Origin of the sequence: Nocardia uniformis NBRC 13702, assembly GCF_001613345.1 — a bacterium.
Taxonomy (GTDB): domain Bacteria; phylum Actinomycetota; class Actinomycetes; order Mycobacteriales; family Mycobacteriaceae; genus Nocardia; species Nocardia uniformis.
The window spans coordinates 1-20924 of sequence record NZ_BDCE01000103.1 but is presented as its reverse complement, the minus strand read 5'-3'; the positions used below and the strand labels follow the sequence as shown (position 1 = coordinate 20924).

Sequence of the window (20924 nt, the reverse complement as noted above, 5' to 3'; positions counted from 1 at the left end):
ACAGGCACGGGTCGAGAATCTCGTAGCGCGCAGCCGTCCGCTGCAGTCTCGGGGCGGTGGGACTGAAGAAGAACAGGCCGATCAGGGCCGCGCCGAAAATCATGAAACCGAGAATGAGGGCGGTCACGGTGCCTGCTGTCCCCGACGACCCCGTGACCGCCGTGTAGGTGAGCTGGTCGGGTTCCGGATGCGGCGTACCGGACTCCGCCGCGAGGCTGGACTCACCGGGTACCGACCACCAGCCGACGACGACCATCAGACTCAGCGCGCCCAGAACCGCCCCCGCGACGATCTCCGCGCGCCGCCGGTGTGCCGTCCCGGCCTCGGCGCGCGAGGATCCGGGGGATAGTCGCCCCGTTGTCGCGTCCTTCCTGGTCACAGCTGTCCTTCCGATAGTCGCGAGACTTCTCACCTGGACACGAACTCTATGAACATGGGTGTTCGCATTCTTGAGTAGCGAGCTACTCGACTTTCAGCCTCGCTCGAGTCCGCCGAAGATGCGTGCCCGCAATTCCTTGGGCTGGTAATGAGGAACAAACCCGACCAATCACATGTTCCGCGTAGCGATCTCGCCACACATCGCCCGTGAGTACCACTCGATCTCAGGGTGTGGGGGCGCTCCGCCTCAGGGTGGAAGCTCGGGGCTGCCGCGGGGCATGCCGCATTACCTTGGGGGTGCGCATCGCAGATTTGTACCCCAGAATGCGAAGGGTAAACGTTTCACTTGTGGCCCGGGGTCTCATGCGTAACTGCGATTCTGCCTCCTCCTCGCACACACCGGTCGGAGGAATGATCTGCGCGACCAGTGATCAGGGCCTGTAGCGGTCCCGGACCGCCGTGTCGGCCTCGGGTCGGTGGCCTGGAATAACCCTGGTCTTCGCGGCGTCTATACTGGTCCGTCGGCAACCATGCCTAAGTCGGTACCGGTTCACGTCCATCAACTCAGGGCGACCCGGGACCATGTGAAAGGACACCCATGAAGGCAGGAATTCACCCCACGTACGTGGACACCACGGTCGTGTGTGGCTGCGGCAACACCTTCCAGACCAAGAGCACCAAGGAGTCGGGCCAGATCACGGTCGAGGTCTGCTCCCAGTGCCACCCGTTCTACACGGGTAAGCAGAAGATTCTGGACACCGGTGGCCGCGTGGCTCGCTTCGAGGCTCGCTACGGCAAGCGGCCCGCGAAGGCTGACAAGTAGCTTCCCCGCCGACGCCCGTCCTGCTCCAAGCAGGCCGGGCGTCTGTGTTTTCTGCCTCCGCTTCGCTGCGGCGGTGCTGTGTCTTCGGCCTCCGCTCTGCTCCGGCGGTTCGCGGCCCTCGTAACCCCGTTCTTCCCTCCCTCCGCTCCTCCGCTTCGCTCCCCCGCTCCACTCAGTCCAGAACGAGGCGGGCCGCGAACGCACTGGTCGCTGCGGAGAACTCACGATGTGTTCGTAGCCCGATAAGCGTGTTCCCAGCCCTACAAAAAGGAGTGTCCGCGATGGCCGACCAGTCCGCGGCCCCGTCCGCGATCGACGACATCCTGGCCGAATACGCCGGGCTGGAAATGCAGCTGTCCGATCCGGCGCTGCACAACGATCCGGGTGCGGCCCGTCGCGTCGGTAAGCGGTTCGCCGAGCTCGGGCCGGTCATGTCCACGTACGCCAAGCTGACCAGCGCCAAGGACGATCTGGCCGCCGCCGAGGAGTTGGCCGCCGATGACGCCTCCTTCGCCGCCGAGGTGCCCGTCCTGCGCGAACAGGTCGAGGAGCTGTCCAAGGCGCTCACCGATCTGCTCGCCCCGCGTGATCCGCACGACTCCGACGATGTGGTCCTCGAGGTGAAATCCGGTGAGGGCGGCGAGGAATCGGCGCTGTTCGCCGCCGATCTGGCCCGCATGTACATCCGTTACGCGGAACGGCACGGCTGGAAGGTGGAGGTGCTCGGCGTCACCTACTCCGACCTGGACGGGTACAAGGAGGCCACCTTCTCCATCAAGAGCAAGGAACCCACCCGTGACGGTGTCTGGTCGCGCCTCAAGTGGGAGGGCGGCGTCCACCGCGTACAGCGCGTGCCCGTCACCGAATCGCAGGGCCGCATCCACACCTCCGCCGCCGGTGTCCTGGTCTACCCGGAGCCCGACGAGGTGGAGCAGGTGCAGATCGACGACAAGGATCTGCGCATCGACGTGTACCGGTCCTCCGGTAAGGGCGGCCAGGGCGTCAACACCACCGACTCCGCCGTGCGGCTCACCCACCTCCCCACCGGCATCGTGGTGACCTGCCAGAACGAGCGTTCGCAGCTGCAGAACAAGATGCGCGCCATGCAGGTGCTCGCCGCGCGACTGCAGATCCTCGCCGAGGAACAGGCCGATGCCGACGCCGCCGCGGGTCGCGCCTCGCAGATCCGCACCGTCGACCGCTCCGAGCGCATTCGCACCTACAACTACCCGGAGAACCGCATCGCCGATCACCGCATCGGCTTCAAGGCGCACAACCTCGACGCGGTCCTCGACGGCAACCTCGACGACCTGCTCAACGCCCTCGTCGAGGCAGACCGCACGGCACGGCTCGCCGCGGAGTAAGCCGCACGGCACGGCTGGCCGCGGAGTAAGAGCGGCACCGCGCCATCCGGACGTACCACCTGCTCGTCGTGCGGGTGTCGCCCACCTCGTCATGCCGGACTGACGGGTGCTTGCCTGGTTGTGGGACCGGACTGACGGGGTGGCCCGCCTGGATGTGGGGCCGGATCATCCGGGCGGCTTGCCCGGATGCTGAGGCGGTCTCCTCTCGGGTTCGGGGCGGGACAACTGATTTCGTGAGAATATGGGTAACTCATCGGGGACGGGCGAACTCGAGCGGCGCTCGATCGCCGGCCCGCAATGGAAGAATCGAGGCACCTAACTGATCGGCAAGAGTCGCGGGGAGGCGGGGGAGCGTCGCGTTGCTTTGCGGCCTGTCATACGCGAGGCCGAGGAAAAACTTCGGGCAGCCGGGGTGCACAGCCCGCATGCCGATGCGGAATTGCTTGCGGCACATGTGCTCGGGGTGGAGCGTATGCGGCTGATGATGGTGCCCATGTTGACTCCCGAACAGCTGGGGGAGTACCAGAAGCTGGTGGCGCGCCGCGCGGAACGCGTTCCGCTGCAACACCTTACGGGTACGGCCGCGATGGGGGAGATCGACCTCGCGGTCGGCCCCGGTGTTTTCGTTCCGCGCCCGGAGACCGAGTTGCTGTTCGCCTGGGCGCTGGCACAACTCGAGGCCGTCGGCCACGAACATCGGCCCGTCGTTGTGGATCTGTGCACCGGCTCCGGGGCCCTGGCCCTGGCCATCGCCCACGCCCGCCCGGACGCTCAGGTACACGCGGTGGAACTCGATCCGGTGGCGCTGGATTGGGCCAGGCGCAACGCGCTGCAATTGTCCGATGAGGGCGATACCCCCATCGATCTGCATTCCGGCGATGTGACCGAACCGGAGCTGCTGTCGCGGTTGAACGGGAAGGTCGACATCGTCGTGTCGAACCCGCCCTATATCCCGGAATCCGCACAGCTGGATCCCGAAGTCGCCGACCACGATCCACACCGCGCGCTCTTCGGCGGCCCGGATGGTCTCGATGTCATCCGTCCGATGATCGGCACCATCGCGCGTCTACTGCGCGAGAACGGTATGGCCGCCGTCGAACATGACGACACCAATGGGAGTGGGGTGGCGGCGCTGTTCAACACGCACGGTGGTTTCACCGAAGTTGTCGAACATCCCGACCTCGCGGGTAAACCCCGATTCGTCGTCGCGCGGCGTACGGCTGACTGACGTCTCGATGAGAGAGCGTCGACCGCCGTTTCGCCTGTCGGGAGTGCCGCCTTCGTCATTAGAGCATGCCGGAATGACGGAGGTGGGAAGCCGTAACGACGGGTGTCGCGGTGCCCGAATGACGGCCTCGGCGGCGAGTCGGCGGCTGCTGAACCCGGCGCGGCGATGGCGTGACGGACAGCTCATGCCAAGATGTTGCGCGTGAGTACCGTCTACGACTGCGCCGATCCCGATTCGCGCGCCGCGGGACTGACTGCCGCGCGCAGTGCACTGAAATCCGGGCGGTTGGCCGTTATTCCGACCGACACGCTGTACGGACTGGCGGCCGACGCGTTCGACAGTTCGGCCGTGAGCGCGCTGCTGGCCGCCAAACGGCGCGGGCGCGATATGCCGGTGCCGGTGCTGGTCGGATCCTGGAACACCATCGATGGACTGGTGTTCTCGGTGCGCCCGCAGGCCCGCGACCTGATCCGCGCCTTCTGGCCGGGCGCCCTGAGTCTCGTTGTGCAGCAGGCGCCCTCACTGGCCTGGGACCTCGGCGACGCCCGCGGCACCGTCATGCTGCGCATGCCACTGCACCCCGTCGCGCTGGAACTGCTGCGCGAGGTGGGCCCGCTGGCGGTGTCGAGCGCCAATGTCTCCGGGCAGCCGCCCGCCGCCACCGCCGCCGAAGCCCAAGCCCAACTGGGCGATCTGGTCGGCGTCTACCTCGACGGTGGCAAGTCCGACCACGCACAGGCCTCCACCATCGTGGACCTGACTTCCGACCAGCCACGCGTCCTGCGCGAGGGCGCGGTGCCGACGGCGGCGGTCGCCGAGGTCCTCGGCTTATCGTCGGAGGAGCTCATCTCGCAGGCCGCGCGGTGACGGCCCGATAGATGCTGCTGAGCCAAAGTGTATTCAGCACGGGCGCGATCGTCCCGCTGCGCGAGCTGCTACTGGTGATCCTGGTCGCCACCGTGGTGACCTTCCTGTTCACCGGCGGCATACGCTCGCTGGCCATCGCGTTCGGCGCGGTGGCGGTACCGCGCGAACGCGATGTGCACGTGAAGCCGATTCCGCGCATGGGTGGCGTCGGTATCTACCTGGGCGTATTGGCCGCCGTGCTGTTCGCGCACCAGCTCCCGGCGCTGCGTCGCGGCTTCGACTACCCGCGCGATATTCCTGCCGTCGTGGTGGCGGGCACGCTCATCGTGCTGGTCGGCATTATCGACGACCGCTGGGGACTGGACTGGCTGACGAAACTCGTCGGCCAGGTGACCGCCGCCGGGGTGATGGCCGTTATGGGCCTGTCCTGGGTGGCCATCTACAACCCGTTCACCAATGAAACCGTTGTACTCGATCAACTCCAGGGCGGCCTGATCACGGTCGGCATTACCGTCACCATGATCAACGCCATGAATTTCGTGGACGGTTTGGACGGCCTGGCCGCCGGTCTGGGTTTGATAGCCGCGGCGGCGGTGTTCGTGTTCACCGTCGGTCTGCTCTACGCACAGGGCGGTTCCACCGACACCTATCCGCCCGCACTGCTCGCCGCCGCACTCGCGGGCGGTTGTCTGGGATTTCTGCCGCATAACTTCCAGCCCGCCCGAATTTTCATGGGTGATTCCGGTTCGATGTTCATCGGATTGATGCTCGCCGCGGTCTCCACCGGCGCCTCCGGCCGAATTCCGCTCCAGGGTTACGGCACTCGCGACATCGTGGGTCTGTTGTCGCCGCTGTTGCTGGTCGGAGCCGTGATGTTCATTCCGGTACTCGACCTGGTTCTTGCCATCGTGCGCCGCGTACGCGCGGGCGTGAGTTTCTCCACACCCGACAAAATGCACCTGCACCACCGTTTGTTGCAGATCGGGCATTCGCATCGCCGCGTCGTCCTGTTGATCTACTTGTGGGTGAGCGTGCTCGCTTTCGGCGCCGTCGGCTCCTCACTGATGGATCGCCGACTGGTGGTATTGCTGTTCGCCGGTGGTCTGGTCTTCGCCCTGGTGATCACCGCCGTCCCGTCGATCGGTGAACTGACCCTGCGCGGCGGCCGCAAACCGCCGCGCGGGCCGGATGCGGTCCACGGGTAGAGTTTGTTGACGTGACTACGGCACCCAATCCCGCTCAAGACGCCCCGCTACGGGCGGCGCTGCGCTACGGCATCATCGGATTGATTGTGCTCGTGGTGATTTCATCGATTCTCGGCGTGATCTTCGCCGGCCTGCCCGGTCTGTGGGGCGCCCTGCTCGGCGCGGCCATCGGCGGCGGTTTCATCCTCACGACGGCCGCCTCGGTACTGCTGAGCGCACGCTTCGAATCCGGTCTGCAGGGTGTGGTCCTGCTGGGCAGCTGGGTCGGAAAACTGCTGGTGGCCGTCATCGTGGTCGCGGTACTGCAGAACTTCGACTTCTACAGCCGCCCGACCCTGTTCCTGACCGTGGTCGGCGCGCTGCTGGTGGTCCTCGGGGCGGAGACGTATGGCCTTCTGCGCCAACGTGTTCCGATCATCGACCTGGATGAGCAGTAGCGGATTCCGGACAAGTTCACCTGCTGTTTCCGCCACCCCCTACACGCTGTCGTAGATAACTTGGTAAAGTCTTTACCAGTAGGCAGCCGAACCAACTGGGGGGTCGCACGTGACTTCCTGTGGGGCAGGTTATGCTTACCGCCGTACCGGGCCCGATAGGGTTCCGGTTCTGCACCGTCGACGATGTCGCCGACGCGCGTACAGACGCCCGGGCACTATGCCCGAACAGCTGCTGACGAACTTCGAGCCGACCTGAGTCGACCACCAGGATCGTCAATGTCCGATCGAACCGCGAGCCACAACCATAACTCGCGGCCCGAACACGGGAGAGAACGCTGAGCGTCACCATTTTGGCGGGCGAGTTCCACGCGCCGTCGCTTAACGACTTCTTCCCTCCAGCTCTGCTGTTCGAGGGGACGCCGTTCGAGCTCGACCGTCTGATGCTCATCCGCATCCTGATGTCGGCCGTTCTGCTGGCAGTCATGTTCCTCGCATTCCGGAGCCCGAAACTGGTTCCGCGCGGTCTGCAGAACGTCGCCGAAACGGCCCTGGTCTTTGTCAAAGAGCAGATCTGTGACGAGGTCCTCGGCAAGGAATCCGGTCGGAAGTTCTTCCCGCTTATCGCGACGATCTTCTTCTCCGTGCTCTTCCTGAATATCTCCGGAATCATTCCGGGTCTGAATATCTCCTCGAACGCGCGAATCGGCTTCCCGCTGGTTCTGGCGCTGCTCGCCTACGTCACGTTCAACTACGTGGGTATCAAGAAGTACGGCTTCCTCAAGTACATGCGCTCGTCCATCGTGGTGCCGAATGTGCCGCCCGCGCTGCACCTGCTGCTGATTCCGATCGAGTTCATCTCGACCTTCCTGCTGCGTCCGTTCACGCTGACCGTCCGACTCATGGCGAATATGCTGGCCGGCCACATCATGTTGGTGCTGTTCTTCAGTGCCACCCAGTTCTTCCTGTTCGACGCCGATAACTGGATGAAGGTGTTCTCACCGTTCTCGCTGCTCGCGGGCTTCGGCTTCACCCTCTTCGAAATCCTGGTGGTGTTCCTGCAGGCGTACGTGTTCGCGCTGCTGACCGCTGTTTACATCGGTCTGGCGCAGCACGCCGACGACCACTGACCGACCGGTACCAACACCAAATCTGCTTCACACGCCGTCGGCGCGTGGGCGACAGAAAGGGAAATAACACACCATGAGCACCCTCTCCTACCTGGCTCAGGAAGCTGCCGCCGAGCAGACGTTCAAGGGCCTCGGCGCCGTCGGTTACGGCCTCGCCGCGATCGGCCCCGGCATCGGTGTGGGCATTGTGGTCGGTAAGGCCATCGAGGGCATCGCCCGCCAGCCCGAGCTGCAGGGCCAGATCCGCACCACCATGTTCCTCGGTATCGCGTTCACCGAGGCGCTGGCGCTGATCGGCCTCGTCGCCGGCTTCATTTTCTGATTCCGGAAGAGACCACACCATGAATGGCATCAACTTGCTCGCGGCCGAGGGGGCGGAACAAAACCCCCTCGTCCCCGAGATGTATGACATCGTCTGGTCGGCGGTCTGCCTCCTGGTCATTGGATTCGCGTTCTACAAGTACGTGATCCCCCGCCTGACCAAGGTGCTCGACGAGCGCTCGGAGAAGATCGAAGGCGGTCTGAAGAAGGCCGAGGTCGCACAGGCCGAGGCCCAGGCCACGCTGTCGCAGTACCAGGAGCAGTTGGCCGAGGCTCGACTCGAGGCCGCTCGCATTCGCGAAGAGGCCCGCACCCAGGGTCAGCAGATCCTGGCGCAGCTGCGCACCGAGGCTCAGGCCGAGGCGGATCGCATCGTCGCCGCCGGTCACACTCAGCTGGAGGCACAGCGCCAGCAGATCGTGACCGAGCTGCGTTCGGAGCTCGGCGCCACGGCAGTCGACCTGGCCGAGAAGATCATCGGGCAGTCGGTGTCCGATCAGGCCAAGCAGGCCGCTTCGATCGATCAGTTCCTCGCGGAACTGGACGCATCGAGCGGCATCGGGGTCGGAAGGTAACGAACCGAAAGTGGGAAGCATGTACGCAGCGAGCCGCGAGGCGAGCTCCCGTGCGCGGGAAGCTCTTCGGGCCGCTCTGACCGGGAGCGACGAAGTCGCAGCCACGGCAGGCACCGAACTGTTCGCCGTTGTCGCCGTACTCGACGACCAGCGTTCGCTGCGTGTGGCGCTCGCGGATAAGTCGGTATCGAGCTCGGCCCGCGCCGAACTCGCCGAACGGGTCTTCGGCGGCAAGGTCAGCGTGGCCACGACGGCGGTGCTCACCACCGCCGTGGCCCAGGACTGGTCGCGGACCCGCGATCTCGTCGACACCCTGGTGCTGCTCGGACAGGAGGCGCTGCTGCGCGCCGCGGCTGACCGCGGACGCATCGACGCCGTCGAGGACGAGTTGTTCCGGCTGGGCCGCATCGTCGAGGACAATCCGGCGCTGGAGCAGGCGCTGTCCGATCACGGCAAGCCCTCCGCGGCGCGTCGTGAGCTGTTGGCACGTCTGCTCACCGGCAAGGTCGAGGACATCACCGTCGAGCTGGCCGAACAGGCCGTCACCCGCCCGCGCGCGGGCGATATCGGCGCATCCTTCGACCACCTGTCCGATCTGGCGGCGTCCCTGCGGGATCAGATCGTGGCACATGTGCGCGCGGCGGTCGCTCTGACCTCGCAGCAGCGAGACCACCTCTCGGCCTCACTGCAGCGCATCTACGAGAAGCCCGTCACGGTGCACGTGCAGGTCGACCCCAGCCTCCTGGCCGGTGTTGTCGTGCGCGTGGGCGACGACCTGATCGACGGCAGCGCCGTCGGCCGACTGCAGCGCTTGCGCCAGTCACTGGCCTGACGCGCACGCCGGCGAGCCGGTATCGAGCACGGCGAGCCGGTATCGAGCCCGGCACCAATACCACCGACATTCGAGACACAGCGAGAGCAGGAAGAACATGGCGGAGCTGACGATCTCCCCCGATGAGATCCGTAGCGCGATCGAGAGCTACACCCAGAGCTACACCCCCGAGACCTCTATCGAGGAAGTCGGTGTTGTCACCGACACCGGCGACGGTATCGCCCACATCAGTGGTCTGCCGTCCGCGATGGCCAACGAGCTGCTCGAATTCCCGGGCGGCGTCCTGGGTGTCGCGCTGAACCTCGAAGACACCAATATCGGTGCGGTCGTCCTGGGTGAGTTCGACACCATCGAGGAGGGCCAGCAGGTCCGCCGTACCGGCGACGTGCTCTCGGTCCCGGTTGGCGACAAGTTCCTCGGTCGCGTCATCAACCCGCTGGGCGCGCCCATCGACGGCCTCGGCGAGATCGAGTCCACCGACCGTCGCGTGTTGGAGCTGCAGGCCGCGACCGTGCTGGAGCGCCAGCCGGTCGGCGAGCCGATGGCCACCGGTATCACCGCTATCGACGCCCTGACCGCCATCGGCCGCGGCCAGCGTCAGCTCGTCATCGGTGACCGCAAGACCGGTAAGACCGCGGTCTGTGTCGACGCGATCATCAACCAGAAGGCGAACTGGGAGACCGGCGATCCGACCAAGCAGGTGCGCTGCATCTACGTCGCGATCGGCCAGAAGGGCTCCACCATCGCCGGTGTGAAGGCCGCCCTCGAGGCGCGCGGCGCGATGGAGTACACCACCATCGTCGCGGCCCCGGCATCGGACTCCGCCGGCTTCAAATGGCTTGCGCCGTACACCGGTTCGGCCCTGGGCCAGCACTGGATGTACCAGGGCAAGCACGTCCTCATCGTGTTCGACGATCTGTCGAAGCAGGCCGAGGCCTACCGCGCCATCTCGCTGCTGCTGCGCCGCCCGCCGGGCCGCGAGGCGTACCCGGGTGACGTCTTCTACCTGCACTCGCGTCTGCTGGAGCGTTGCGCCAAGCTGTCCGATGAACTCGGCGCCGGCTCGATGACCGCTCTGCCGATTATCGAGACCAAGGCCAACGACGTCTCGGCGTTCATTCCGACCAACGTCATCTCCATTACCGACGGTCAGGTCTTCCTCGAGTCCGACCTGTTCAACAAGGGTGTGCGTCCGGCTATCAACGTCGGTATCTCCGTCTCCCGTGTCGGTGGCGCGGCCCAGACCAAGGCCATGAAGCAGGTCTCCGGTTCGCTGCGTCTGGAGCTGGCCTCCTACCGCGAGCTCGAGGCGTTCTCCGCCTTCGCCTCCGATCTGGATGCGGCCTCGCTGGCGCAGCTGGAGCGCGGCGCGCGCTGGGTCGAGCTGCTCAAGCAGGACCAGTACTCGCCGATTGCTGTTGAGGACCAGGTTGTTTCGCTGTTCCTGGTGGACGCGGGCTACTACGACTCGGTGCCGGTCGACGATATCCGTCGCTTCAACTCCGAGCTGCTCGAGCACCTGCACGCCAACGCCGCGGACGCGTTCGCCGCGCTGCAGGGTGGCGCGAAGAAGCTCGAGGGCGACGCCGCCGAGCAGTTCAAGGCCGAGACCGACAAGTTCAAGCAGGGCTTCCTGGCTTCCGACGGCACCCGTGTCGTGAACGAGGCCGAGGCCGGCGCGCTGGAGCGCGAAGAGGTCGAGTCGCTGTCCGTCACCCGCAAGCGCGTCGAGAAGTAATCGAGACGAGCCATGCGACTGTCGGAACCAACGAATGAAGGGAGTGTGAGTAGCTGATGGCAAGCGTGCGCGAACTGCGCTCCCGCATTCGTTCAGTGAGCTCGATCAAGAAGATCACCAAGGCTCAGGAGCTGATCGCGACATCGCGAATCAGCAAGGCGCAAGCCCGAGTTGCCGCTGCCAAGCCGTATGCGGAAGAGATCACCAAGGCGCTGGCCGAACTCGCGTCGGCCTCGCAGAATCTGTCGCATCCACTGTTGACCGAGCGCCCGAACCCCACGCGGGCCGCGGTGCTGGTCATCAGTTCTGATCGCGGCATGTGCGGTGGTTACAACTCCAACGTGTTCAAGCGTGCCGAGGAGCTGCTGGTCAAGCTGCGCTCCGAGGGCAAGGAACCGGTCCTCTACGTGATGGGCTCCAAGGGTCTGACCTACTACACCTTCCGTAACCGCGAGGTCAACGGATCGTGGACCGGGTTCTCCCAGCAGCCGCACTACGCCGATTCGTCGGAGGCGTGCAATCACCTGGTGGCGGCCTTCATGGCCGGTGCCGACGGTGAGGTGGATGCGCCGCAGGGGGACGGGAAGATCGCGGGTGTCGACGAATTGCACATCGTCTACACACGTTTCGTGTCCATGCTGACGCAGACTCCGGAGGTTCGGCGCCTGGCGCCGATCCAGGTGGACATCGTCGACGAGAACTACGACCTGGGGCCGGACTCTTTCACCGACTCCAAGGACGCCACGGTCTCGGCACAGTACGAGTTCGAGCCGGACGCGGACACCCTGCTGGGTGCACTTCTGCCGAAGTACATCAACACCCGCATCTACTCGTCGCTGCTCGACGCGGCGGCATCGGAGTCGGCTGCGCGCCGCACCGCGATGAAGGCTGCCACCGATAACGCGACGGATCTGGTGAATTCACTGACCCGTACCGCGAACTCGTTGCGCCAGGCCGGAATCACGCAGGAAATCACAGAAATCGTCGGTGGCGCCAACGCGCTGGCGGCGAGCTCGGACCGCGACTAGACACGGAAGAGAAGCAATGACCGCAGCTGTCACTAAAGAAACCAGGGTGGGCGCTGGCACCGGCCGCGTCTCCCGTGTCATCGGCCCCGTCGTGGACGTCGAGTTCCCGCGCGGGTCGATCCCTGAGCTCTACAACGCGCTGAACGTGGACATCACGCTCGCGTCCGTTGCGAAGACCCTGACCCTCGAGGTCGCACAGCACCTGGGCGACAACATCGTTCGCACCATCTCCATGCAGCCGACCGATGGTCTGGTGCGTGGCGTCGAGGTGCGCAACACCGGCAAGCCGATCTCGGTTCCCGTCGGCGATGTCGTCAAGGGCCACGTCTTCAACGCCCTCGGTGACTGCCTGGACACCCCCGGCCTGGGCCGCGACGGCGAGCAGTGGGGCATCCACCGCCAGCCGCCCGCCTTCGACCAGCTCGAGGGTAAGACCGAGATCCTGGAAACGGGCGTCAAGGTCATCGACCTGCTCACCCCGTACGTCAAGGGTGGAAAGATCGGTCTGTTCGGTGGTGCCGGTGTCGGCAAGACCGTTCTGATCCAGGAGATGATCACCCGTATCGCGCGTGAGTTCTCCGGTACGTCGGTGTTCGCCGGCGTCGGTGAGCGCACCCGTGAGGGCACCGACCTGCACCTGGAAATGGAAGAGATGGGCGTCCTTCAGGACACCGCCCTCGTCTTCGGCCAGATGGACGAGCCGCCGGGCACGCGTATGCGCGTCGCCCTGTCGGCCCTCACCATGGCCGAGTACTTCCGTGACGTGCAGGGCCAGGACGTTCTGCTCTTCATCGACAACATCTTCCGGTTCACCCAGGCCGGTTCCGAGGTTTCGACCCTGCTGGGTCGTATGCCCTCGGCCGTCGGTTACCAGCCGACCCTGGCGGACGAGATGGGTCAGCTCCAGGAGCGGATCACCTCGACCCGTGGCCGTTCGATCACCTCGATGCAGGCGATCTACGTCCCCGCCGACGACTACACCGACCCGGCGCCGGCGACCACCTTCGCCCACCTGGATGCGACGACCGAGCTTTCCCGCCCGATCTCGCAGAAGGGCATCTACCCGGCCGTCGACCCGCTGACCTCGACCTCTCGTATCCTCGAGGCTTCGATCGTCGGCGAGCGGCACTTCGCGGTGGCCAACGAGGTGAAGCGCATCCTGCAGAAGTACAAGGAACTGCAGGACATCATCGCCATCCTCGGTATGGACGAGCTCTCCGAAGGTGACAAGGTCCTCGTCGGCCGTGCCCGCCGTCTGGAGAAGTTCCTCGGCCAGAACTTCATCGTGGCCGAGAAGTTCACCGGTCAGGAAGGTTCGGTCGTTCCGCTGGAGCAGACCATCGACGACTTCGATCGCGTCTGCAAGGGCGAGTTCGACCACCTCCCGGAGCAGGCGTTCAACTCCTGCGGTGGTCTCGACGATGTCGAGAAGGCCGCCAAGAAGATCGCCGGAAAGTAGTCGACCATGACAGATATGTCAGTCGATCTGGTTGCCGTCGAGCGACTGATGTGGTCGGGTACCGCGTCTTTCGTGAGTGCCCAGACCACAGAGGGCGAGATCGGCATCCTGCCGAACCATGAGCCGCTGCTCGGTCAGCTCATCGAAGGCGGCACGGTGACCATCGTGACCTCCGACAATGAGCGAATCGTCGCGGCCGTGCACGGCGGATTCTTCTCCGTCACCGCCACTTCGGTGCGCGTGCTGGCGGAATCCGCTGAGTTCGCACAGGATATCGACGAGAAGGCGGCTCGTGCCGCTATCGCCGATACCGGTGCCAGCGATGCCGATCAGGTAGTGGCCCGCGGTCGGGTTCGCGCCCTGGAGAAGGCCGCCCAGGCCTGATCCGAGTAATACTGCGAGAGCGGCGGTTCCGGGATTTCCCGGGGCCGCCGCTCTCGTTTTCGTATGTGTGTGGTTAGAATCACCTCGCCGAGACTATCGGCCATTCCAGATCTTTCAGCTTTTCTTTCTCCAGCATTACCTCAATGAGTTGGCGCAGCGTGGTCGCCCTCTGCATGGGTGCGGCCTCGTGAACGATGAGCGAGGGGTGAATGAGCGGATTTCGCGGGATAGTGATGGCGGCGGTAGGAATTGCCGCATTGGGTTTTCTCTCACCGGGTGCGGCTTCGGCCGATACGGTGGTCAACCTGCCGGACGGATATATCGAGGGTCCGGGTGTAAAGATCTCCAGTCGTGGTGAGCGGGCGATTGTTTCGCCGTCACTGGCGGCCAATGGCGCGGGTCGTGCGGCCTGGCTGTCGGCCAATGTCCATGTCGATGTGGAGACACCGGATGGTGAGGTCGGCCCCAATAACGGGCCGCTGAACGAACCCGGAACCAATAACTCCGGTACCCACGGCTCGTCGAATCTGACCGTCGGCTACATCGTCGGATGCCAGGTTTCGGTGGGTGCGCTCACCGCCAACCAGGGGGTGGTGCTCAGCCCCACCAGCCCGAGTATCACTGCGGGGGCGAGCTTTCCGCTGTCCGCCGGTCAGGTGAAGTGGGTAACCATCAACAACATCGAGCTCATCAAGAGTGGTGGGTACGACATTCAGTACCAGGACGTTCCCATGGAAATTCAGGGCTGCGGCGGATATGCGCAAGCTCGACAATTCGCCGTGGCCGAGATCATCGGCGTCGATTACGCCAAGGTCACCCTCTACGGCCAGCCGTTCAGCATCGGCTGATCGCACCACTGACGACGCGAAAGGATCGCATGTTCGGCAATGGGAAATTCGTAGGGGCGGCCCGGACTTTCGGTGCGGCATTGGTCGCGATCGCGGCCTTCGGCTTCGGTCCCACGGGAACCGCGCACGCCGACACCTTTATTCCGCTGCCCGGCGGCACTATCACCCGGGAATTGGCTGACGGCACCACATTGACCGTCCGGCTCGACGGTGAATCGGCCAAGATCAGCGGCTCGATGGGGTCGACTCCAATGCATCGCAATGTGTGGGTGAACGGTCGGGCTTCCGTGGATCTCGCGGGCCCGAGCGCCCAGGGCTCCACCATCAAGATCTCGCCGGGATATGTGGTGGGCTGCCAGGTGGATATCGGAGCGCTCAGCTCGAGCGGCGGCGGCACCGGGGAGGGAGATACCGGCGCGGGCACGGTTACCCCGTCGGGGTCGCTCGGCGCGGGCATCACCCTGGGCCCGGGTCAAGCTGTCTCCCGCCTGATGCTGGATCTGGAGAAGCCCGACGACTACGGCATGGAATCGCATAAGCGGTACAACAAGGTTCCGGGGCCGCGCGCCAGCGTGACGTGGGTGGATGAGACCTTCTCCGTGGATGGCTGCGGTGGATATGCCCAGGCCCGGACGTTCGTGATGGCCGAGGTCGACACCTCGAACTTCATCGGCAATGTCGTGCTGTGGGGTACGCCTTTCAGCATGGGCTGAACAGCGCATACGTCACATTCGGTGGATGGCCGGGCTCTCCGTTCTCGCGGTCGCTAGTATCGACCACACGAGCAGAGCCCGGCCTCCGGCTGGCGCATGATCGGCTGGAAGTGTTTCGTGGCGGCCAGCGGCGCGAAGGTGAAGGGACGGAGCGACATTGCAGACTGGGATGGTTCTTCTGATCATTCTGGTGCTGTTGCTTGTCGCTTTGGCGCTGGCGTCGACCTACCGATTGGTCATGTTGCGCCGTGGCGGCACCGCCGCGATCGTGCGCTCGCTGCCCGCCAAGGGGCACGGCGGCGGTTGGCGGCACGGCCTGATTCGCTACGACGAGGATTCGCTCGTCTTCTACAAACTCTCCAGCCTGCGGCTCGGCCCTGATTTCAGCATGCGCCGCCTCGGCGTCGAGGTGGGTAGCCGCCGCAATCCTGATGGCGACGAATTCGACATCATGGCCGAGGACATCGCGATAGTCGAGGTCTCCGACGGCCACGGCAGTTATGAGCTGGCCCTCGATCGCGGGGCCCGGGCGGCCTTCCTGTCCTGGGTGGAGTCCCGCCCGTCGGAACGCATCCGGCGTAGACCCTCGTTCTGACGTCACTCCCGTACTCCTATGGGTGCGGCGCCTCCCCGTCATCCCGGCGTGCTTTTGGCCGAGATCCACCACTGCGGGCGGTCTGGATTCCGGCCAAAAGCATGCCGGAATGACGAAGGGTTACGGTGGATCTGTGAGCGTGCATCTGACGCGGATTTATACGCGTACCGGCGATGACGGAACCACTGGTCTCAGCGATTTCTCGCGGGTGGCCAAGACCGATGAGCGGTTGATCGCCTACGCGGACTGCGACGAGGCCAATTCCGCCATCGGTGTGGCGATCGCCGTGGGGCAGCCGGACGACCGGATCCGGAAGGTCCTGCTGCAGATCCAGAACGACCTGTTCGACGCGGGCGCGGATCTGTCGACGCCGGTGGTCGAGGATCCGAAGTACCCCCCGCTGCGGATCACCCAGCCCTATATCGATCGGCTGGAGAAGTGGTGCGATGAATTCAATGAGGATCTCGCACCGCTGAATTCATTCATTCTCCCCGGCGGCACCCCCCTGGCCGCCCTGCTGCACACCGCGCGCACGGTGGCGCGGCGGGCGGAGCGCTCGGCCTGGGCGGCGGTGTCGTCGTATCCCGACGACACCAGCGCCCTGCCCGCGAAGTACCTCAACCGGCTATCGGATCTGCTGTTCATCCTGAGCCGCGTCACCAATCCCGACGGTGACGTGCTCTGGCAACCGGGTGGCGGTAGCGCTTGATCAGTTGGTGCCGGTGCTGACGATCTGCTCCGACAGCGGTGCGATCGCGCCGATGATCTGCTCCACCAGGTCCTTCGGCACACCGGCAGCGGTCAGCGCGGCAATGAGGTGTCCGGCGACCAGGTCGAAGTGCTGCTGTGCGATACCGCGGCCCTGGTGCACCTCGGACATGGGCGCACCGCTGTAGGTCTGCGGTCCGCCGAGGGCGGCGCAGAAGAATTCGGTCTGCATGCCCTTGAGCCGGGACAGATTGACGCCGGTGAAGAAGGGCGCGAGGTTCGCGTCGGCGAGGACGCGGACATAGAAGTCGTCGACGACCGCGGCGACGGCCTCGGCGCCGCCGATCTGCTCGTAAATGGAAGTCACCATGAGGGGGCTGTCCTTTTCAGGTGGGTTCGGTGCTGGAACGGTTCGCGTACTGACCGGTCTGCGAATCGAAACAGACTGTAATGCAAGCAATTTCGATTCGCAGACCGAGAATTCAGTGGTCGGGGTCACCTGCGGCCGCAGGGGCGGGCACGGCTGTGCCCGGCTCGAGCTTCGGCGGATTCCAGAACGACATCTGCGGCGTCGCACCGGGCCGGTCGGCCGGAGGCGGGTCGGTCGCCGATTCGTGCTCCCGGTGCGGCTGCGGGGGTCCGCCCAACTTGTCGATCTCGGCGAACAGCGCCTCGACAATCGTGTGCATCTGCTTCTCCGCGATCTGCGCGTAGGTGCGGATGTACTCGATCTCGGCGGGCAGCGGTTCCGGCGCTCCGACTGGCGCAGTTTTCAATGCGGCGAGGCCGTCGGCTGCCCGGGCCGCGGACTTCTGAGCCTGTCGCAGAATATCGGCGTACTGGTCCCGGGCCTGGGCGACGAGTTCGCGAGCGTAATACTCGGCCTCGGCCACCGTGGTTTCCGCCGTGATCTGCGCTTGGCTGAGCATATTCACCGCGCGCACACTCACCCCGAGCACATCGTGCTGGGTCTCCGCGCGCAGCTGCTCGTTCTCCTGCCGCAGTTTCGCGATCTCATTGCGCAGCGTTTCGACGGTCACGGCATCGCCGAGCGCCGACTTGTACATGGCGATCCGGTGTTCCAGCTCGGAGACCCGGTGCGCCAGATAGTCGTTATCGCTGAGCAGCGACTTCTCGTCGCTGAACTCCATCTGCTGGGTGAGCCGCTTATTGGTGGAGTTCAGGCGCGAGACTTCGCGGGCGACCCGCTCGAGGAATTCCTCGACCTCGTGCTCGTCGTAGCCACGGCGGCCCAGAGCCGACTTCTTGAATCTCGCCTTCTCGATATCCCTGGCCTTCAGCGCCATGTCGCCACCTCGTATCCGCTCTCCGCCTCGGGCGCGGCGGCAGTATCCATGTTGTCGTCCGGGTCGCCGCCGTCGAAGTTCTCGAAACACAGCGCCGTCGCGGGCAGACCCACGCGCAGCAACTCACTCCGGGTGTGTTCGACCATGGAGGTCGAACCGCAGATCAGGGCGGTATAGCCCGTCCAGTGCTGGGTATCGGCGGCAACTGTCCCGACCGGTCCGCGTGCACCCGGGAAGGTCGGATCCTCGGAGACGACGGGGGTGTAGCGGAACCAGGGCCGGGTATTCGCCAGCTCGGTCAGCAGCGAATGTTCATAGAGGTTCCACTGGGTCCGAACCCCATGGAAGAGACGGACATTCGTCGCGACGCCGGTGGTTCGCCAGCGCTCGTCGAGCTGATCGAGCAGGGCGGTCATGGGAGCGAGACCGGTACCACCCGCGACCAGCAGCAGGTCACCGTGGAAATCCGCGGGCAGGGTGAGGGCGGTGCCGATCGGCGCGCCGAGCCGGAGGGAGTCGCCGGTCGTGACATTGCGGGCCAGCGAGGCGCTGACCTGCCCGCCCGCCACGATCTGCACATGCAGATCGATGGTGCCGTTGGGCCGCGGTGCGTTGGCCGGGGTGTAATAGCGCCAGAGCCGTGGGCGCTGTGGAATCTCCACGGCCATGGACTGTCCGGGGCTGAACGAATAGGGCTGGTTGGGCCGCAGGCGCAGCACGCCCACATCGATACTGCGGCGTTCGGTGCCGATGACCTCGGCCTCCCACCAGGCGGGTGCGTGGGCCTCGTTCTCTTCGGCGGCCATCACCATGATCTTGGCGACGACGCCATAGGCCTCGGCCCAGTCCGCGGCGAGACTCTCGGTCCACGCCGCACCGAGGAAGTACTGCAGGGTGGCCAGCAATGAAGCGCCCGCGGCGGGGTAATGATCGGCGACCACCTGGAATTTGCGGTGGTCGCGGCCGAGTTGCTGAATAAAGCTCGGGTCGTCGGCGATACGGTCCACGGTGCTGACGATGCGCCCGAGTGCCGCGAAGAATTTGCCGCGCTGATCGGCCATCGCGACCGGAAACATTTCGCGGACTTCCGGATGCGCCATGAACAGATGCGAGTAGAAGAACAGCACCGCTTCGTCGCCGACCTTCTCGACGCTGCGCCAACTCTCACCGAGTGCGGGGATGTCCATGCCGGATCACCGCCCCGAAGGGCGGTCGATATACCGGCGCGACGTGGTTCGATCATGAAAATGCAACGGGAATGTCCCCAATCCTGCGGTGTCGGTGATGATTTCGAACTCGGTCGGACACCAAAGGAGGAAGGGCCACGGTGCCTCATACCCCCGCTCAGGCGACAACGAGCGAAACTTACTGGCTCGTAGGATAGGTCAGCTCGCCCGTGCGCGCAGTGTCGGAGAAGTGCGAAAATCCGCCAACGACAGGCCGAAATGAATGTGGCCGGTGGACCCGGATCGCATACGCGCGCGTTCGGCCGCCCGTGATGGATAAGCTACGCGTGTGAGTGAACGGTTTCTGGTGACCGGGGGCAAGCGGCTCGTCGGCGAGGTTGCGGTCGGTGGCGCCAAGAACAGCGTCCTCAAACTGATGGCGGCTGCCCTCCTGGCCGAGGGGACATCCACGATCACGAACTGCCCCGACATCCTCGATGTGCCGCTGATGGCCGAGGTGCTGCGCGGATTGGGCTGTGATGTCACGGTCGACAGCGGGGTGGTCACCATCGCGACCCCGCCGGAACCGAAGTACCACGCGGATTTTCCGGCGGTTACCCAGTTCCGTGCCTCGGTATGTGTGCTCGGTCCGCTGATGGCCCGGTGCAAACGTGCGGTGGTGGCGCTGCCCGGTGGTGATGCCATCGGTTCTCGTCCGCTCGATATGCATCAGCAGGGTCTGCGCCTGCTCGGCGCGACCAGCGAAATCGAGCATGGCTGCCTGGTGGCCCGCGCCGACGAGCTGCAGGGTGCGCGCATTCGACTCGACTTCCCCTCGGTGGGCGCCACCGAGAACATCCTGATGGCGGCGGTGCTTGCCGAGGGCGAGACCGTTATCGACAATGCCGCGCGCGAGCCGGAGATCGTCGATCTCTGCAACATGCTGATACGGATGGGCGCGAAGGTCGAGGGCGCGGGTACCTCGGTGCTCACCATTGAGGGCGTGCGCAAGCTGTCTCCGGTCACCCATCGCGTGATCGGCGATCGCATTGTTGCCGCCACCTGGGGTATCGCCGCGGCCATGACGCAGGGGGATGTGCGAGTCACCGGTATCAACCCCAAGCACCTGTCGCTGGTGCTGGACAAGTTGCGCTCGGCCGGTGCGCGAATCTCGTTCGAACCGGACGGCTTCCGCGTGGTGCAGTCGGATCGTCCGCGCGCGGTGAACTTCTCGACCCTGCCGTTCCCGGGTTTCCCCACCGATCTGCAGCCCATGGCCATCGGCCTGGCCGCGATCGCCGATGGCACCTCGATGATTACCGAGAACATCTTCGAAGCGCGGTTCCGCTTCGTGGAGGAGATGATCCGCCTGGGTTCGGACGCCCGGACCGATGGGCATCACGCTGTGGTGCGCGGGATTCCGCGGCTGTCGAGCGCGCCGGTGTGGTCGTCGGATATTCGCGCCGGCGCCGGTCTGGTGCTCGCGGGTCTGGTCGCCGACGGCGTCACCGAGGTGCACGATGTCTTCCATATCGACCGGGGTTACCCGGATTTCGTGGAGAACCTGCGGTCGCTGGGTGCCGACGTCGAACGGGTCGGTGCTCCGGAGTGATCACCAAAACCCCCATTTACCAGGCGATTTGACATGAGAATCAGCAACACGTAACTTATTCCAGGTCAGAGCGACACGGACACCGACCCGGAGCCGAGACCCACACCGAGAGGTGAGGGAACGGACTGGGAAACGAGGTTGGACGATGAGCGCCTGGCGATCACACAGGCAAGACTGAACAGCGGATTTGGTTCTGCTGGGATGGTTGA

23 protein-coding genes are annotated in these 20924 nt (G+C 65.0%); 19 read left to right on the top strand and 4 right to left on the bottom strand.

Annotated features, from left to right (window positions below; genetic code table 11):
- Positions 1–379: hypothetical protein (locus NU1_RS36000; RefSeq protein ID WP_157553477.1), on the bottom strand; the 379-nt coding region annotated here is incomplete at its 3' end.
- 597 nt (positions 380–976) lie between these two features.
- On the opposite strand from NU1_RS36000, the gene rpmE reads away from it, so the two are divergent.
- The 18 genes from rpmE (at position 977) to NU1_RS35910 (ending at position 16631) form a co-directional block, all read left to right on the top strand.
- The gene (gene rpmE / locus NU1_RS35995; RefSeq protein ID WP_067528668.1) at positions 977–1201 is read left to right on the top strand and encodes a 50S ribosomal protein L31; all 225 of its coding nucleotides are present in this window, start codon (positions 977–979) and stop codon (positions 1199–1201) included.
- 281 nt (positions 1202–1482) lie between these two features.
- Positions 1483–2565: a peptide chain release factor 1 gene (prfA, locus tag NU1_RS35990; RefSeq protein ID WP_067528673.1), complete on the top strand. Its 1083-nt coding sequence runs from the start codon at positions 1483–1485 to the stop codon at positions 2563–2565.
- A 364-nt stretch (positions 2566–2929) separates the two neighbouring features.
- The gene (gene prmC / locus NU1_RS35985) at positions 2930–3793 is read left to right on the top strand and encodes a peptide chain release factor N(5)-glutamine methyltransferase (RefSeq protein WP_067528667.1); all 864 of its coding nucleotides are present in this window, start codon (positions 2930–2932) and stop codon (positions 3791–3793) included.
- 201 nt (positions 3794–3994) lie between these two features.
- The gene (locus NU1_RS35980; RefSeq protein ID WP_067528671.1) at positions 3995–4660 is read left to right on the top strand and encodes an L-threonylcarbamoyladenylate synthase; all 666 of its coding nucleotides are present in this window, start codon (positions 3995–3997) and stop codon (positions 4658–4660) included.
- Positions 4661–4671: 11 nt separating this feature from the next.
- Positions 4672–5865 carry a glycosyltransferase family 4 protein gene (locus tag NU1_RS35975; protein ID WP_067528666.1) on the top strand — a complete coding sequence of 398 codons (1194 nt, stop codon included), beginning with the start codon at positions 4672–4674 and terminating at the stop codon, positions 5863–5865.
- An 11-nt stretch (positions 5866–5876) separates the two neighbouring features.
- Positions 5877–6302: a Cg1360 family ATP-synthase-associated protein gene (locus NU1_RS35970; RefSeq protein WP_067528665.1), complete on the top strand. Its 426-nt coding sequence runs from the start codon at positions 5877–5879 to the stop codon at positions 6300–6302.
- A gap of 347 nt (positions 6303–6649) precedes the next feature.
- Entirely contained in the window at positions 6650–7429 is a 780-nt protein-coding gene (gene atpB / locus NU1_RS35965; protein WP_503826558.1) for a F0F1 ATP synthase subunit A, read from the top strand.
- 73 nt (positions 7430–7502) lie between these two features.
- Positions 7503–7751 (top strand): ATP synthase F0 subunit C, encoded by a 249-nt coding sequence (locus NU1_RS35960; protein WP_067528662.1) that lies wholly within the window; start codon positions 7503–7505, stop codon positions 7749–7751.
- A gap of 19 nt (positions 7752–7770) precedes the next feature.
- Positions 7771–8325: a F0F1 ATP synthase subunit B gene (locus NU1_RS35955; protein WP_067528660.1), complete on the top strand. Its 555-nt coding sequence runs from the start codon at positions 7771–7773 to the stop codon at positions 8323–8325.
- Positions 8326–8344: 19 nt separating this feature from the next.
- Positions 8345–9157, top strand: coding sequence for a F0F1 ATP synthase subunit delta (locus tag NU1_RS35950; RefSeq protein ID WP_067528659.1), 813 nt, complete (start codon positions 8345–8347; stop codon positions 9155–9157).
- A gap of 97 nt (positions 9158–9254) precedes the next feature.
- Positions 9255–10895, top strand: a complete 1641-nt coding sequence (gene atpA, locus NU1_RS35945; protein WP_067528658.1) for a F0F1 ATP synthase subunit alpha — start codon at positions 9255–9257, stop codon at positions 10893–10895.
- A 56-nt stretch (positions 10896–10951) separates the two neighbouring features.
- A complete protein-coding gene (locus NU1_RS35940; RefSeq protein ID WP_067528656.1) occupies positions 10952–11923 on the top strand; it encodes a F0F1 ATP synthase subunit gamma in 972 nt (323 codons plus the stop codon).
- 16 nt (positions 11924–11939) lie between these two features.
- Positions 11940–13382, top strand: a complete 1443-nt coding sequence (atpD, locus tag NU1_RS35935; protein WP_067528653.1) for a F0F1 ATP synthase subunit beta — start codon at positions 11940–11942, stop codon at positions 13380–13382.
- Positions 13383–13388: 6 nt separating this feature from the next.
- Positions 13389–13766, top strand: coding sequence for a F0F1 ATP synthase subunit epsilon (locus tag NU1_RS35930; protein WP_067528651.1), 378 nt, complete (start codon positions 13389–13391; stop codon positions 13764–13766).
- A gap of 209 nt (positions 13767–13975) precedes the next feature.
- Positions 13976–14614, top strand: a complete 639-nt coding sequence (locus NU1_RS35925) for an MspA family porin (RefSeq protein WP_067528649.1) — start codon at positions 13976–13978, stop codon at positions 14612–14614.
- 29 nt (positions 14615–14643) lie between these two features.
- Positions 14644–15327, top strand: a complete 684-nt coding sequence (locus NU1_RS35920; RefSeq protein ID WP_067528647.1) for an MspA family porin — start codon at positions 14644–14646, stop codon at positions 15325–15327.
- Between the two features lie 169 nt (positions 15328–15496).
- A complete protein-coding gene (locus NU1_RS35915) occupies positions 15497–15922 on the top strand; it encodes a DUF2550 domain-containing protein (RefSeq protein WP_067528645.1) in 426 nt (141 codons plus the stop codon).
- A gap of 133 nt (positions 15923–16055) precedes the next feature.
- On the top strand, positions 16056–16631 hold the full coding sequence (locus NU1_RS35910; protein ID WP_067528670.1) for a cob(I)yrinic acid a,c-diamide adenosyltransferase: 576 nt from the start codon (positions 16056–16058) through the stop codon (positions 16629–16631).
- Here the strand turns inward: NU1_RS35910 and NU1_RS35905 are convergent, their stop codons facing one another.
- The 3 genes from NU1_RS35905 to NU1_RS35895 form a co-directional block, all read right to left on the bottom strand.
- Positions 16632–17000, bottom strand: coding sequence for a group I truncated hemoglobin (locus tag NU1_RS35905; RefSeq protein ID WP_170264204.1), 369 nt, complete (start codon positions 16998–17000; stop codon positions 16632–16634).
- 112 nt (positions 17001–17112) lie between these two features.
- On the bottom strand, positions 17113–17937 hold the full coding sequence (locus NU1_RS35900; protein ID WP_067528643.1) for a DivIVA domain-containing protein: 825 nt from the start codon (positions 17935–17937) through the stop codon (positions 17113–17115).
- Entirely contained in the window at positions 17928–19124 is a 1197-nt protein-coding gene (locus NU1_RS35895) for a globin domain-containing protein (RefSeq protein WP_067528641.1), read from the bottom strand. Before NU1_RS35895 ends, NU1_RS35900 begins: the two co-directional genes overlap by 10 nt.
- 328 nt (positions 19125–19452) lie before the next feature.
- Between NU1_RS35895 and murA the strand changes: the two genes are divergently transcribed.
- A complete protein-coding gene (gene murA, locus NU1_RS35890) occupies positions 19453–20715 on the top strand; it encodes a UDP-N-acetylglucosamine 1-carboxyvinyltransferase (protein ID WP_067528639.1) in 1263 nt (420 codons plus the stop codon).
- The last annotated feature ends 209 nt before the right edge of the window (positions 20716–20924 follow it).

Coding starts and splice junctions, on each gene's coding strand:
- NU1_RS35930 (WP_067528651.1), top strand. CDS start 13,389: ATGACAGATATGTCAGTCGATCTGGTTGCCGTCGAGCGACTGATGTGG.
- NU1_RS35895 (WP_067528641.1), bottom strand. CDS start 19,124: ATGGACATCCCCGCACTCGGTGAGAGTTGGCGCAGCGTCGAGAAGGTC.
- NU1_RS35905 (WP_170264204.1), bottom strand. CDS start 17,000: ATGGTGACTTCCATTTACGAGCAGATCGGCGGCGCCGAGGCCGTCGCC.
- NU1_RS35915 (WP_067528645.1), top strand. CDS start 15,497: ATGGTTCTTCTGATCATTCTGGTGCTGTTGCTTGTCGCTTTGGCGCTG.
- NU1_RS35955 (WP_067528660.1), top strand. CDS start 7,771: ATGAATGGCATCAACTTGCTCGCGGCCGAGGGGGCGGAACAAAACCCC.
- NU1_RS35960 (WP_067528662.1), top strand. CDS start 7,503: ATGAGCACCCTCTCCTACCTGGCTCAGGAAGCTGCCGCCGAGCAGACG.
- atpD (WP_067528653.1), top strand. CDS start 11,940: ATGACCGCAGCTGTCACTAAAGAAACCAGGGTGGGCGCTGGCACCGGC.
- NU1_RS35925 (WP_067528649.1), top strand. CDS start 13,976: ATGAGCGGATTTCGCGGGATAGTGATGGCGGCGGTAGGAATTGCCGCA.
- NU1_RS35920 (WP_067528647.1), top strand. CDS start 14,644: ATGTTCGGCAATGGGAAATTCGTAGGGGCGGCCCGGACTTTCGGTGCG.
- prfA (WP_067528673.1), top strand. CDS start 1,483: ATGGCCGACCAGTCCGCGGCCCCGTCCGCGATCGACGACATCCTGGCC.
- NU1_RS35950 (WP_067528659.1), top strand. CDS start 8,345: ATGTACGCAGCGAGCCGCGAGGCGAGCTCCCGTGCGCGGGAAGCTCTT.
- NU1_RS35975 (WP_067528666.1), top strand. CDS start 4,672: ATGCTGCTGAGCCAAAGTGTATTCAGCACGGGCGCGATCGTCCCGCTG.
- NU1_RS35900 (WP_067528643.1), bottom strand. CDS start 17,937: ATGGCGCTGAAGGCCAGGGATATCGAGAAGGCGAGATTCAAGAAGTCG.
- atpA (WP_067528658.1), top strand. CDS start 9,255: ATGGCGGAGCTGACGATCTCCCCCGATGAGATCCGTAGCGCGATCGAG.
- NU1_RS35940 (WP_067528656.1), top strand. CDS start 10,952: ATGGCAAGCGTGCGCGAACTGCGCTCCCGCATTCGTTCAGTGAGCTCG.
- rpmE (WP_067528668.1), top strand. CDS start 977: ATGAAGGCAGGAATTCACCCCACGTACGTGGACACCACGGTCGTGTGT.